18 protein-coding genes and 1 pseudogene are annotated in these 12,942 nt (G+C 72.2%); 11 read left to right on the forward strand and 8 right to left on the reverse strand.

Features of this window, described 5'->3' with window-relative positions; translation table 11 throughout:
- Nucleotides 1-31 precede the first annotated feature (31 nt).
- From ABD823_RS21245 to ABD823_RS21265, 5 genes are all read right to left on the reverse strand, one after another.
- Nucleotides 32-961 (reverse strand): NAD(P)/FAD-dependent oxidoreductase, encoded by a 930-nt coding sequence (locus tag ABD823_RS21245; protein ID WP_344862265.1) that lies wholly within the window; start codon nt 959-961, stop codon nt 32-34.
- Nucleotides 954-1,673, reverse strand: a complete 720-nt coding sequence (locus tag ABD823_RS21250; protein ID WP_344862267.1) for a class I SAM-dependent methyltransferase — start codon at nt 1,671-1,673, stop codon at nt 954-956. The genes ABD823_RS21245 and ABD823_RS21250 overlap by 8 nt, the downstream gene beginning before the upstream one ends.
- Before the next feature lie 152 nt (nt 1,674-1,825).
- A complete protein-coding gene (locus ABD823_RS21255) occupies nt 1,826-2,215 on the reverse strand; it encodes a Fur family transcriptional regulator (protein ID WP_344862269.1) in 390 nt (129 codons plus the stop codon).
- A gap of 44 nt (nt 2,216-2,259) precedes the next feature.
- A complete protein-coding gene (gene rpsR / locus ABD823_RS21260) occupies nt 2,260-2,487 on the reverse strand; it encodes a 30S ribosomal protein S18 (RefSeq protein ID WP_344862271.1) in 228 nt (75 codons plus the stop codon).
- Nucleotides 2,484-3,626 carry a CobW family GTP-binding protein gene (locus ABD823_RS21265; RefSeq protein WP_344862273.1) on the reverse strand — a complete coding sequence of 381 codons (1,143 nt, stop codon included), beginning with the start codon at nt 3,624-3,626 and terminating at the stop codon, nt 2,484-2,486. The genes rpsR and ABD823_RS21265 overlap by 4 nt, the downstream gene beginning before the upstream one ends.
- Before the next feature lie 121 nt (nt 3,627-3,747).
- On the opposite strand from ABD823_RS21265, the gene rpmG reads away from it, so the two are divergent.
- From rpmG to ABD823_RS21320, 11 genes are read left to right on the forward strand one after another with little or no spacing between them, the layout of a single operon-like run.
- A complete protein-coding gene (rpmG, locus tag ABD823_RS21270; RefSeq protein WP_344862275.1) occupies nt 3,748-3,912 on the forward strand; it encodes a 50S ribosomal protein L33 in 165 nt (54 codons plus the stop codon).
- 4 nt (nt 3,913-3,916) lie between these two features.
- On the forward strand, nt 3,917-4,162 hold the full coding sequence (locus ABD823_RS21275; protein WP_344862277.1) for a type B 50S ribosomal protein L31: 246 nt from the start codon (nt 3,917-3,919) through the stop codon (nt 4,160-4,162).
- The gene (rpmB, locus tag ABD823_RS21280; RefSeq protein ID WP_344862279.1) at nt 4,162-4,398 is read left to right on the forward strand and encodes a 50S ribosomal protein L28; all 237 of its coding nucleotides are present in this window, start codon (nt 4,162-4,164) and stop codon (nt 4,396-4,398) included. The genes ABD823_RS21275 and rpmB overlap by 1 nt, the downstream gene beginning before the upstream one ends.
- Complete coding sequence (gene rpsN, locus ABD823_RS21285; protein WP_344862281.1) at nt 4,398-4,697, forward strand: 30S ribosomal protein S14; 300 nt, start codon at nt 4,398-4,400, stop codon at nt 4,695-4,697. The genes rpmB and rpsN overlap by 1 nt, the downstream gene beginning before the upstream one ends.
- Before the next feature lies 1 nt (nt 4,698).
- Complete coding sequence (gene rpmF, locus ABD823_RS21290) at nt 4,699-4,863, forward strand: 50S ribosomal protein L32 (RefSeq protein ID WP_344862283.1); 165 nt, start codon at nt 4,699-4,701, stop codon at nt 4,861-4,863.
- A gap of 49 nt (nt 4,864-4,912) precedes the next feature.
- Nucleotides 4,913-5,260, forward strand: coding sequence for a hypothetical protein (locus ABD823_RS21295; RefSeq protein WP_344862285.1), 348 nt, complete (start codon nt 4,913-4,915; stop codon nt 5,258-5,260).
- Between the two features lie 40 nt (nt 5,261-5,300).
- Complete coding sequence (locus tag ABD823_RS21300) at nt 5,301-6,974, forward strand: ABC transporter substrate-binding protein (RefSeq protein ID WP_344862287.1); 1,674 nt, start codon at nt 5,301-5,303, stop codon at nt 6,972-6,974.
- A 32-nt stretch (nt 6,975-7,006) separates the two neighbouring features.
- Nucleotides 7,007-7,975 carry an ABC transporter permease gene (locus tag ABD823_RS21305; protein WP_344862289.1) on the forward strand — a complete coding sequence of 323 codons (969 nt, stop codon included), beginning with the start codon at nt 7,007-7,009 and terminating at the stop codon, nt 7,973-7,975.
- Complete coding sequence (locus tag ABD823_RS21310; RefSeq protein ID WP_344862291.1) at nt 7,972-8,817, forward strand: ABC transporter permease; 846 nt, start codon at nt 7,972-7,974, stop codon at nt 8,815-8,817. The genes ABD823_RS21305 and ABD823_RS21310 overlap by 4 nt, the downstream gene beginning before the upstream one ends.
- Nucleotides 8,818-8,824: 7 nt before the next feature.
- Nucleotides 8,825-9,628 (forward strand): ATP-binding cassette domain-containing protein, encoded by an 804-nt coding sequence (locus tag ABD823_RS21315; RefSeq protein WP_344862293.1) that lies wholly within the window; start codon nt 8,825-8,827, stop codon nt 9,626-9,628.
- Complete coding sequence (locus ABD823_RS21320; RefSeq protein ID WP_344862295.1) at nt 9,616-10,221, forward strand: ABC transporter ATP-binding protein; 606 nt, start codon at nt 9,616-9,618, stop codon at nt 10,219-10,221. The genes ABD823_RS21315 and ABD823_RS21320 overlap by 13 nt, the downstream gene beginning before the upstream one ends.
- 269 nt (nt 10,222-10,490) lie before the next feature.
- Here ABD823_RS21320 and ABD823_RS21325 read toward each other — a convergent pair.
- From ABD823_RS21325 to ABD823_RS21335, 3 genes and pseudogenes are all read right to left on the reverse strand, one after another.
- Nucleotides 10,491-10,676, reverse strand: a pseudogene (locus ABD823_RS21325) (ATP-binding cassette domain-containing protein); the annotation flags it as partial.
- Between the two features lie 101 nt (nt 10,677-10,777).
- Nucleotides 10,778-11,659, reverse strand: a complete 882-nt coding sequence (locus ABD823_RS21330; protein WP_344862297.1) for an ABC transporter transmembrane domain-containing protein — start codon at nt 11,657-11,659, stop codon at nt 10,778-10,780.
- 19 nt (nt 11,660-11,678) lie between these two features.
- Nucleotides 11,679-12,914 carry an MFS transporter gene (locus ABD823_RS21335; protein WP_344862299.1) on the reverse strand — a complete coding sequence of 412 codons (1,236 nt, stop codon included), beginning with the start codon at nt 12,912-12,914 and terminating at the stop codon, nt 11,679-11,681.
- Nucleotides 12,915-12,942 lie beyond the last annotated feature (28 nt).

Below are 12,942 nucleotides of genomic sequence, written 5' to 3' on the forward strand. Positions count from 1 at the left end.
CGCGGCGGCCGCGCCTCCGCCGCACCGGGGCTCACCCCGCGGTGAGATCGACCGGAAGTCCGGCGCGGAACAGCTCCTGCTCCAGCCAGACCGCCGCGCGCACCCCGTCGGCCGCGCTCGGGCCCACCAGGGTCACCGGTTCCGGCACGGCTTCGAGGTGGGCGAGGTCACCGGCCGCATAGACGCCCGCGACAGTGGTCCGGCCGTACTCGTCGACCTTGACGCAGCCGTCGGGCAGCAGCTCGCACCCGAGCTGGACCGCCAGGTCGTTGTTGGGACGGGTGGGCGCGCGGTGGTAGACCGCCTGCCGTTCCAGGACCGTGCCGTCGGCGAACCGGAGGGTGAGCGCGTCGAGCTCCCCTTCGATCGCGGCCACGGGTGTCTCGATCACCGGTATGTTCCCCGCCTTGAGCACCGCGGCCACCGGCTCGGGCAGGGCGCCGGGTCCGTGCGTGCACAGGACGACGTCCGTGCTGTACCGGTCGGCCACGTAGGCGGCGAGCATCGCCTCGAAACCGTTGCCGATGACCGCCAGGACCTTGCCGTCGGTCTCGTAGCCGTGGCAGAACGGGCAGTGGAAGACGCTCCTGCCCCACCGCTCGGCCAGGCCCGGGATGTCGAACGGCACGTCCACCTGGCCGCTCGCCAGCACGAGCCGGGCGGCCTCCGCGCTCCTGCCGTCCTCCAGCTCGACGGTGAAGGCACCGGACCGGCCGCCCGCCGTGCTCGCGCGCCCCTGCCAGAACTCCACCGTCGGATAGGCGGCAAGCTCGGCGCGGCCGTCGGCCAGCAGCCGGGCCGGCGAGCCGCCGTCGCGTCCCAGGTACATGTGCATCTCCGCGGCCGGCGCGTTGCGCGGGCGACCGGCGTCGACCACCAGGACCCTGCGGCGCTGCCGCCCGAGCACCAGAGCCGCGCTCAACCCGGCGGGGCCGCCGCCGGCCACGACCACCTCATACATGCGTGTCCTCCTCGACGACGTACATTCCGAGATCTCCCGGGCCGACGGGGGTCAGCCCCAGGCCGCGCCCGCCGAGCTCCTCGCGCAGCGCGCGCTCGCCGAGCACCCGCCAGGCGTAGTCCGCCTCGACCTCGCGGACGAGCCGCTCCTCCTCGTAGACCCGGTAGGCCATGTGCCAGGTGACGCTGTCAGGGCCCGCGGGCTCGGCCCTGCCCCACCCCTCGTACCGGTGCCGGCCCAGCCGCAGGCCGGCGAAGCGGGACATCGGCACCTCGACAGGCTCGGCGGGAGGCTGCAGGTTCAGCACCACCCGGCCGCCGGACGCCGGCAGCTCCCACAGCCGGTGCCGCTCTGCGGGGGTGAGATGGCCGATGACGTTCATCGCGACCACTCCCCCGACCCTGGGCGGGAGCGCGGCCTGCAGCAGGCCGTCGGGCAGCACGGTCACCCGGTCGCGCAGCCCGGGGCGTTCGAACATGCGGGCCGTCAGCACCGACCGGAGCGCGGGAGACGGCTCGATGGCGATGATCTCGGCGTCCGGCAGCGCGTCGGCGATCACCAGGGTGCCCAGCCCGCCGCCCGCGCCGAGATCGACGACCGGGCCGGGGCCGAACGCCCGCAGCGCCTCCGCCAGCACGGGGCCGAGGGCGTCCCAGTGCGGGGCCATCATGACGTCGACGAACTCGGCCGACCTTTCGTAGGGATCAGTCACTCGCCCGTCCTAATTGAGTTTGATAATGGTTTCTATTTTCGATGCGCTTCGAGCGCAGCGTCAAGGGAGGCCCCTGGCGAGGAGGCGCCGCCGCGCCGAACCGCCGAACCGCCGGTCCGGCACGCCGGACGTGCGGCGCCCGGGCCGATGGCTCACCCCGCCAGGCAGTCCGGGCAGGTCCCGTGGATCTCCTCGATCCGGAAACCGTCCGCCAGGACGGTCTCCAGAGCGGATGCCGCGGCCTCGGTGACCGCTCCGCAGGCACGGCACACCACATGGCAGTGCTCGTCCTCGCCGCAGATCCGGTAGGCGGTCTCGCCGCCTCGCTCGAAGGCGTGCACGAGACCGGCCCGGGCCAGGGCGGCGAGCGTGCGGTAGACGGTCGTCAGGCCGACGCGGTCGCCGCGGGAGTGCAGGTGGGCGTGGATCTCCCCGGCACTCCAGGGCTCCCGCCGCGCCCGCAGGCAGCGCAGCACCAGCAACCGGCTGCCGGTCGCGATCATCCCCCGCGACCGGAGGTCGCGGGCGTCCCGGTGGTCCATCGATCACCCCTGTGCGGACGGCGGCGGAGGCGGGAGAGACGGTGTCAGCCGCGGGGGCGGGAGGCGTAGGGCAGCAGGGCCATCTCCCGGGCGTTCTTGATCGCCCGGGCGAGCTGCCGCTGCTGCCGGCCGGTGACGCCGGTGACCCGGCGGCTGCGGATCTTGCCGCGATCGGAGATGAACCGGCGCAGCAGGTCGGTGTCCTTGTAGTCGATGCGGTCCACCCCGTGCAACGGGTTGATCTTCTTGCGCGGGGTACGGCGGGGCTTCATGCGGTCTCCTTCAGGTCGAGGACGCCTGCGAACGGGTCGTCGTAGCCGGCCCAGGTGTCGGAACCGGCCAGCATCTCCTCCTGCGTGAGCAGGCAGGAGTCGAGCAGCGCGGTGACGCGGTCGGGGTCGAGGCCCGGACCGGTGAAGACCAGGTGCTGCACGCGGTCGCCCGTCACCTCGTTCCACTCCAGGGCGGCGGCCGCGCGGCGGGCCGGGGAGACCATCTCCCAGGCCGCCTGCGGAAGGGCGGCCAGCCACGGGCCGGCGTCCTCCACCGAGACCACCCCGGCGACCGCGTCCCAGGCCAGCATGCGCTCGTGCCGACTCGCCAGCCAGAAGCGGCCGCGGGAGCGGACCGAGGTGGTGACCAGCTCGTCGACGGCCTCGAACAGGCGCGCCGGATGCAGCGGGCGCAGCCGGTGCCAGACCACCGTGGTGATCTCGTCGGTGCGGGCCTCGACGGGCAGCCGGGCGGTGGCCGGATCGACGCGCTCGGCCAGCTCGGCGGTGCACACCGCGCCGCCGCGGACCTCGGGCAGCTCGGTGGCCCGGTGGACGGGGGTGAGCGGAGCCAGGTGGCCGAGCACGGCGCGCGACAGTTCGGCGTCCTCGGCGTCTCCGCCGTGCAGGACCAGGTCGGTGGCGTACTCGATCTGCCGGGCCAGCACCTCGGCCAGGTACCGCTGGTCGCCTGCCGCCGCGACCTGGCCCGTCTCGGCCAGGCGGTCACCCCGGGTGATGTCGATCGGCATGTGCGCGGCGTGCAGTGCGGTCAGCACCGCGGTCAGGCGCAGCACGCCGTGGGCCTCCTCGCAGTCGACCGCCTCGGCCACCGGGCGCGGCTCGACCGCGTCCCACAGGTCGACGACCAGCAGGGAGGCCGCCGCGGCACGCCGTATCAGCTCGGGCAGCAGGTCCTCGCGCACGGTGCAGGTGACGCAGCCGTGCGCGAGCCGCACCTCGGCCAGGTCGAGCACGCCGGAGCGGTCGCGCACCACGCGCTCGACGCGGCCGCGGGTCACCTCGCGCAGGTCGTGGTGGATCGCGACGGCGCCGGGGTGGTCGTGCAGCAGCCGGTCGACGGCGGCGGTTCGGGCCCGGGCGTGCAGGCCCGCGACGAGGACGACAGGGGTGGACACGGAGTTCTCCTTTGCGGGCGCGGGTGCGGTGACGCTCCCGGCTTCGCGGCCGGGCATCGGTTGACGGAATGAAAACCGTTCCCATTATCATTACACGGGTCGGCCACACGGAAGGAACCCCATGGCCCGAAACGACCTCCGTCCCGTGATCAAACTCAGATCCAGCGCGGGCACCGGCTACACCTACGTCACCCGCAAGAACCGGCGCAACGACCCCGACCGGCTCACCCTGCGCAAATACGACCCGATCATCCGGCAGCACGTGCTCTTCCGAGAGGAGCGATGACCCCGTGAAGAAGGGCATCCACCCCGACTACCGCCCCGTCGTCTTCCGCGACCCGAGTGCGGACTTCGCTTTCCTCACCCGATCGACGATCACCAGCGACAAGACCGTCGAATGGGAGGACGGCAACACCTACCCGGTCGTGGACGTCGACGTCTCCTCGGCCAGCCACCCCTTCTACACCGGCCGCACCCGCGTGCTGGACGCGGCCGGCCGCGTCGAGCGCTTCAACCAGCGCTACGGGAGGAACTGATGTCGGCCCGCTGCCAGCTCACCGGCGCCGCGCCGGTCTTCGGCAACCGCGTCTCCCACTCCCACCGGCGCACCCGCCGCCGCTGGAGCCCCAACATCCAGCACCGCCGCTACTGGCTGCCCGGCGAGAACCGCTTCGTACGGCTCACGCTCAGCGCCAAGGCGGTCAAGACCGTCGACGCGATCGGCATCGAGGCCGCCGTGGCCCGCATCCGCGCCCGGGGAGGGAAGGTCTGATGGCCAAGAAGAGCAAGATCGCCGCCAACGAGCGGCGCAGGGCCGTCGTGGCCCGCCACGCCGAGCGCCGGGCCGCGCTCAAGAGAATCATCCGCACCGGCACGCCCGAGGAACGCGAGCAGGCCGTGCGGGCGCTGGCCCGCCAGCCCCGCGACGCCTCCGCCACCCGCGTCCGCAACCGCGACTCCGTCGACGGCCGCCCCCGCGGCCACCTGAGCAGGTTCGGCCTGTCGCGCATCCGCTTCCGCGAGATGGCCCACCGCGGCGAGCTGCCCGGCGTGACGAAGGCGAGCTGGTGACGTGGCCGTCCCCAAGCGCAAGACGTCACGCAGCAACACCCGCCACCGCCGCTCCCAGTGGAAGGCGACGGCTCCCGATCTGGTGCCGATCACCGTGGACGGACGGGACCTGCTGGTCCCCCGCCGCCTGGTCCGCGCCTACCGGCGCGGCCTGATCACCCCCTGACGGGGCCCGCCCGGACCCGGTGGCGGGACCGGACGTCCGGGCGGCACGGATGGCCGGGCGGCCGCCGTCGGCGCAGGCCATCGGGGTCGGCAACGATCCGCTGCCCCTGACCCCGGCCCGCAGCGGCCGCCCCCGGGCCGTGCGGTTCGCCATGCGGCCCGGCGGGGTCTTCGTCAACGCCGACGACCTCTACGACGGGCAACCGGCGATCGCCGGCATCGCCGCGGCGCTGCGCCGTACCCGGCTCGGCACCGGCGAGGAGCGGGCGTCCTGGCGGCGGCGGCCGCGCGGCATCCGGCACGCCCCGCGGCCGAAGCGCAGGCGGGCCGGCCTCGATTTGAGGAACGATAATGATTATCAGTACAGTTGCCCGCTGTTGCCCACTCCGTGGCAATGATCCCCTTTCGTGACAACCGTCAGAAATCGAGGTTGCTCCCTTGTCGCAGGATGAGGAATTCGTGCCCCGCAAGGGCAGGCGCGCGTGGATCGCTGCAGTGGTGGCGCTCGCCGTGGTCGTGGGGGTGACCGTCGGGGTCACGGCAGGATGGGGCCGCGAAGACCCGAGCGCCTCGTCCCCGGACGAGCCGCGAAGCCGCGGCACCGAGCTCGTCGTGGCCGTCGGGGACGTGGCCGGGGGCGAGTTCGACCCGCTGAAGGGCTGGGGCTCCCGGCCCGCGCAGATCCGGTTGATCCACAGCTCCTTGCTCACGATCGACAAGGACGTCGACTTCGTCGGCGACCTGGCCTCGCAGTACTCCGTGAGCGACGATGCGAAGTCGTGGAGCTTCACCCTTCGCGACGACGCCCGCTGGTCGAACGGCGAGCCGGTCACCGCTCAGGACGTGGTCTTCACCTACGAGACGCTGAAGAGGGACGGCACACGATTCGACCTGACATTCGTCGAGCGGATCGTCGCCGACGACGAGTCCCGCGTCACCTTCCACCTGAAGGCGCCGCGCTCGACCTTCGTCAGCCAGCTCTCGGAGATCCCGATCCTGCCCGCCAAGCACTACGGCGCGGACTACTCGAAGAACCCGATCGGATCCGGCCCGTACACCGTCGCCGACTACCAGCAGGGGCAGCAGCTCATCCTCACGGCGAACCCGCACTGGTACGGCCGGCGACCGCAGTTCACCAAGCTCACCTTCCTGTTCCTGGGCGAGGACGCGGCGCTCGCCGCCGCGCGGGCCGGGTCGGTCGACATCGCCTACGTCCCTCCGACCTTCGCCGGCCAGCGCGTCACCGGGATGACACTGCAGAGCTTCGAAAGCATCGATTCCCGCGCCCTGTCGCTGCCGACACGGCCGGCCGGCGGCAGAGGGAAGATCCAGGGCAAGGACGTCGCGGTCGGCAACGACGTGACCGCGGACCCGGCGATCCGCAAGGCGCTGAACATCGGTCTCGACCGCGACGAGATCACCGAGATCGTGCTGCAGGGCCACGGCCGCCCGGCCTACACCCTCGTCGACGGCCTCCCGTGGTTCAACCAGGAGGCGGTGTTCGAGGACGGCCGCGTCGACGACGCCAAGCGCATCCTCGCCGAGGCCGGCTGGAGCGACTCCGACGGCGACGGAGTCGCGGACAAGGACGGACGCAAGGCCCGGTTCACGCTGCTGTACCCCTCCGACGACAAGCTCCGCAGCGACCTGGCGCTGGTGGTGGCGGAGCAGGCGCGCGCACTCGGTATCGAGATCACGACCAAGGGCAGCACCTGGGACGGCATCTACCTCGACGGCAAGGCGAACGCCGTGACCTGGGGTGGCGGGCGCCACCATGCGCACCAGCTGTATTCGATGTACTCGTCGAAGGTCATCGACACCGGCTACAACAACATGCCGCAGTACGCCAACGCGACGGTCGACGGTCATCTCGAGCGTGCGCTCTCGGCCGCCACCCAGGAGGAGGCGAACACGCACTGGAAGCGGGCGCAGTGGGACGGCACGGCCGGTTTCGCCGGGGAGAACGGCGACGCGCCGATCATCTGGCTCGTCCGGATCGACCACCTCTACCTCGTCCGTGACGGGCTGAGCCTGGGTGAGCAGCCGATCCACGGCCACGGGCACGAGTGGGCGCTGTTCAACAGCCTGACCCAGTGGCGCTGGGAGAAGTGAACACCGGCCACAGGGCCGGGGCGGTGCCCGTCATGACGAGACTGGTCCTGCTGCGCGTGCTGCGCCTGGCGACTTTGCTGATCGGGGTGTCGGTGCTCGCCTTCACCCTTGTCCACAACTCACCGATCGACCCGATCCAGGCATACATCGGCGCCGACGCGGACCTCACCGACGAGCAACTGGCCGAACTCCGCGCGCAGTGGGGACTGGACCGCCCACCGGTCGAGCAGTACCTCGCCTGGGCCCAGGAGATGATCCAGGGCAACTTCGGCACCTCGACGCTCTACAAGGCTCCCGTGATCGACGTCATGGGGGCCCGCTTCGGCGCCTCGCTCGCGCTGATGGGCGTCGCCTGGACGATGTCCGGGGTGCTCGGATACCTGCTCGGGGTCACTGCGGCGATGCACCGCGGACGGCTCACCGACCGGATCATCTCCTGGTACAGCTACACCCTGTCGGCCACGCCCACCTTCTGGCTCGGCATCGTCTTCCTCGTCGTCTTCTCCGTATGGCTCGGCTGGTTCCCCGTGGGGCTCGCGGGACCACAGGGCGTCGCGACGACCGAGGTCACCTTCGCCCAGCGGCTCCACCACTTCGTGCTGCCGGCGATCACCCTGTCCGCGATCGGCGTCGCGAACATCGCCATGCACACCCGCGAGAAGATGACGGATGTCCTGAACAGCGACTACGTGGCATTCGCCCGCGCCAGGGGCGAGACCGACGCGCAGATCTTCCGCAACCACGGGTTCCGGAACTCCGTGGTCCCCGCGGTGACCCTTCAGTTCGCCTACTTCGCAGAACTCTTCGGAGGCTCGGTGCTCGCCGAGACGGTCTTCTCCTACCCGGGTCTCGGCTCCACCCTGACCGAGGCCGCGCTCGGCGGCGACGTCCCGCTGCTGCTGGGCATCGTGCTGGTCAGCGCGACGTTCGTCTTCACCGGCAACCTGATCGCGGACGTCGTCAACGCCGCGATCGACCCGCGGATCCGGAGCAGGGCATGAGCACGCCGACCGGTCACCACCCGCGCCTGCGCGGACGCCGGGACCTCGCCGTCTCGCTTTTCACCGTGGTGTTCCTCACCACCTGCCTGATCGCAGGCCACCTGCTGCTGAACGACGCCGCGCTGCGGCCGAACTCCGCCCTGCGGCTGCTGCCGCCGAGCTTCGAGCACCCGTTCGGAACCGATCACCTGGGCCGGGACCTGTTCACCAGAGTGGTGAAGGGGCTCACACTCTCCCTGGGGATCGGCGTGCTCACCGCGGCGATCAGCACGATGATCTCCGCGGTGCTCGGCATCTGCGCCGCGCTCCTGGGCAGGCGGATCGACGGCCTCGTCTCCTGGCTCATCGACCTGTCCATCGGCATCCCGCACCTGATCTTCATGATCCTGATCGCCTTCACCGTCGGAGGCGGGATCCCGGGCATCGTCCTGGGCATCGCGTTCACCCACTGGATGGCACTCGCGCTGCTGGTCAGAGCCGATGTGAAGCAGATCCGCAGCGCGGAGTTCATCCTCGTCTCCCGCGGGCTGGGCAGGTCACCGCTGTTCATCGCGCGCAGGCACGTCCTGCCTCTCGTCCTGCCCCAGCTCCTGGTCGGATTCGTCCTCATGTTCCCGCACGTGATCCTGCACGAGGCCGCGCTCACCTTCCTCGGCTTCGGGTTCTCACCGCAGACACCGGCCATCGGCATCCTGCTGTCGGAGGGGATGCCGCACATCTCCAGCGGGATGTGGTGGCTTGCGGTGTTCCCCGGTCTCGCGCTCCTGCTGCTCGTACTCGGCTTCGCACGGCTCGGCGACCGGGTGCGCGCGGTGCTCGACCCCGCGACATCGAACGGATGAGGGCCGGATGAACACACCGATCCTGACGGTCTCCGATCTCAACGTCAGCTTCGTCCAGTACGCGAGCAGGCTGCGCACCCGAACGGTCACCGGCGTCACCGGCCTGGACCTCGAGGTCCGCGAGGGGGAGATCCTGGCGGTCCTCGGCGCGAGCGGATCCGGCAAGACCCTGCTCGCCCAAGCGATCCTCGGCATCCTGCCGCACAACGCGCACGTCACCGGCGAGATCCGGTACCGGGGCGAGCGGCTGACCGCCACCAGGCGGCGGCGCACGCTCGGCCGGGAGATCTCCTACATCCCGCAGTCGGTGACCAACCTCGATCCGCTGATGCCCGTCGGCAAGCAGGTGCGGATCGGCCTCGATCCGAAGACGGCGCACCAGGAGCAGCGCCGGCTGTTCGCCCGCTACGGCCTGGCGAGCGAGGCGGCGAGGCTGTACCCGTTCGAGCTGTCCGGAGGGATGCTCCGGCGGGTGCTCTTCGCCACCAGTGTCCGCGACACCGTCCGGCTGATCATCGCCGACGAGCCGACCCCGGGCCTGCACGCCGAGGCCGTCGCGGAGGTGCTGCGGCATCTGCGCGAACTCGCCGCGGACGGGGTCGCCGTGCTGCTCATCACCCACGACATCGTCTCGGCGGTGTCGGTGGCCGAGCGGGTGGCGGTGATGAACGGTGGACGCCTCGTCACCGTCGAGTCCGCCTCCGCCTTCACCGGGGAAGGCGATCGGCTCCGTCATCCCTTCGCGCGCGAGCTGTGGCGCGCGCTGCCGCAGAACCGGTTCTCCGTCGGAGGTGTGGAGTGGCACTGGTAGTCAGCGGTCTCAGCTACGGCCATCCGGGCGGGAGGATGTTGTACCGCGACGCCTCCTTCCGGGTGGAGGCCGGCACCGTCGTGGGCATCACCGGGCCGAGCGGCAGCGGCAAGTCGACGCTCGGCGCCCTCCTGGCGGGAGACCTCCGGGCCCGGTCCGGTGAGATCACCATCGACGGCGCCCCGCTGCCCGGACGCGGGTTCCGGCCGGTGCAGCTGATCCACCAGCATCCCGAACGGGCGGTCAACCACAAGTGGCGGATGCGCTCGGTGCTGCGGGAATCGCACGCGGTGCCCCAGGAGACGCTCGACCTCCTCGGCATCCGGAGCGAGTGGCTCGACCGCTGGCCGGCCGAACTGTCCGGAGGCGAGCTGCAACGCTTCTGCATCGCCCGCGCGCTCCATCCCGCCACCCGGTATCTCGTCGCCGACGAGATGACCGCCATGTTCGACGCGATCACGCAAGCGCAGATCTGGCACGCGCTCAGCGGAGTCGTCCGCGAACGCGGCCTCGGCATGGTCGTCATCAGCCACGAGCCGGCACTGCTCGACCGGCTCTGCGACGAGCAGATTCCCGTCGAGCGTTTCCGATGACGGGATCCGGGGCCTGGTTCGGCATCATCGGCCCGGCGTACCAGGCGGAGTGCACGGCACAGGCGAGCACGCCCGGGCGGCGGGAGCGGCACCGACCTGCCCAGACGATCACCTCCGCGATCAGCGTGCACCCGGCACTGATCAGGAAGCTGGTCACTCGTCGAGCCGGGCGATGCGGGCCGCCCTGTCGAGATCGGCCTCGCTCGCGCCCGGAGCGGCCATGCGCAGGTTGTCGGCGATCGTGCCCTCGAAGCGGGATCGATGTCGCGCAGATCCACGCCGTACAGCCGGGCCGAGCCCCGCCGCGGGTCGTCGAAGCGGGGCAGCAGCTCGGCCGGGGTGGACTTGCCGGACCCGGACGGGCCGACCAGCGCGGTGATCGTGCCCCGTTCGAGGTCGAGGTCGACGCCGTCCAGCGCGACCGTCTCACCGTAGGCGAAGCGGACCCCGCGCATCCGGACCACCGGACCGGGTGTGCCCGCGTCGGGTACGACCGGTTCGGCCGGGACGGGCAGCTCCGGTCCGGCGAGCGCCTCGCGGATGCCGCGGGCCACGCTCAGGCCGTGACCAGGGGGTGCACCGCCGTCATGACGGTCATCAGACCCGCGGTGATGACCGTCCCGAACACCAGGAACGCGATGAAGCCCGTCACCGGCAACCAGCCCGCCGCGGTGAGCACGCCTCCCGCGCTCGCCGTCACGACCAGCATGCTCGGCGGCGAAAGGAGGATCTCCGCGGTGACCGTCGCCGTGCTCGTCGCCCGCGCCCAGTCGAGGAAGAAGTGCGCGAAGCCGCGCGAGACCTCCTGGAAGCGGCGGCTCGCGGCCCCGGGAGTCCCGAACGCCTTGACGACGGCGATGCCGTTGACGAACTCGACCGCGGCACCGCTCAACCGGGTCAGCCACCGCATGAACTCCGGATACTTCGTCCCGGCGCCGGCCATCGCCCGCTGGTACGCGACCAGGCCGGTGACGAGCGGAAGCAGGCTGACCAGCGCCATCCGCCAGTCGGCGACCAGGAGGTACACGGTCGCCGCGACCGGCGGGACCGCGGCGGCCGTGGCCTCCACCACGGAGTGGGCGATGAGCTGGCGCAGCGCCGCGACATCGTCCTCGACGATCTTCTTCGCGGTGCCCGAGTCGCGGTCGGTGAACCAGTCCAGGGGAAGCCTGCGCAGCTTGCCCGGCAGGTCGCGGCGGATGCCGGACGAGACCCGGATGTCGGCCGGATGCGTCGGCACCCCCGCGGCGAAGGTGCCGAACTGCTTGACCGCCAGCGCCGCGAGCGCGATGGCGACGATCGGCCGCACATCCGCGTCACCGTGCAGCAGCCGCCGGCTGATCTCCGCCACGGCGATCAGCGGCGCCATCCCGGCGAGCGCGCTGACACCGGTCACGACGCCGCAGGCGATCAGGGTGGCACGCGCGGGAGCCAGCACCGAAGGCGCCCGCCGTGCCTCAGCTCCTCTCACCGCGGGAGAAGTGCCGGCTGGTGGGGACCAGGGCGGCCGCGGCGGGCGCCGAGAAGCACACCAGGGCGCAGACCGCCAGCACCGGCCGCCAGCCGAAGGCGTCCACGGCGGGAGCCAGGAACGCCAGGCCGAGGGGGGCCAGGCCGTAGGAGACGAGGAAGTCCAGCGAGGACACCCGGGCCAGCAGGCGCGGCTCGACCTCGCGCTGCGTGGCGGTGAACCAGGGCACGTTGAACAGCTCGATCCCCAGGCCGGCGATGGCGTAGGCGGCGAACACCACCGCGGGGTGCACCGGCAGCAGCAGGCTGAGCGGGGCGAAGCCGTACAGGGCCAGGCCGGCCAGCGCCGTCCAGCCCTGCGCGCGGGGCTGCCTGCGCGCCATGAGCGCGGCGCCGGCGAGCGCGCCGGCGGTGTAGGCGGTGAGGGCTCCGGCGAGGACCGCCTCCGTCCCGTAGCGGTCCCGGCCGACCAGGGGCAGCGCCACCGCCGTGGCGGAGTAGCCGGTGAAGACGACGGCGGCCAGGGCGGCCAGACCGGCGAGGAACCACGGATGCCGCCGCGCCTCGCGCACCCCTTCGCCGAACTCCGCCAGCAGCGGCGTCCCCGCCCGCCCGGGGGCGGGCGCCTTGCTCCCGGGCGGGGGCAGGAGCGCGGCCACGAGCCAGAGCAGGCCGGTGCCGACGACCAATGTCCGGCTGCTCAGCACGGTCGCCAGCAGCGCGGTCGCCGCCGGTGCGACCAGGGTGGTGACACGGACGGCCAACGTGATCGCGGCGTTGGCCTGCCGGCGCCGCCCGGCGTCGACCACTTCGGCGGTCAGCGCCTGGAAGGCCGGTCTGCACGCGCCCTGACCGGCGCCGACGACCGCCGCCGCGGCGCTCATGAGCAGGACCGAGCGGCCGAGGCCCAGCGCGATGAGCGGGGTGGCCAGGGCGGCGGCCAGTCCCGCCCACAGCACGACGGCCCGGCGCGAGTACCGGTCGGCCAGGACCCCGGCGACGGGCACCGCCAGGAGGAAGCCCGCGGTGCGGGCGGCCAGGACGACGCCGAGCCCGGTGGCGCTCAGGGCGCGGTCCAGCACCGCGAGGCCGAGGACGAACGGCAGCGCCCAGGTCGCCAGACCCGAGGCGGTGGTGCCGGACCACAGCCGCAGGAACGACGGCTCGCGCCAGACCGGCCGGCCGCCGGACGACTCCGGGGACACGGTCGCCGGTGCGGTCACGGGGCGTGGCCCGTCGCGCCGTGACCGC

It is taken from the genome of Planomonospora alba, from assembly GCF_039534085.1.
Lineage (GTDB): Bacteria > Actinomycetota > Actinomycetes > Streptosporangiales > Streptosporangiaceae > Planomonospora_B > Planomonospora_B alba.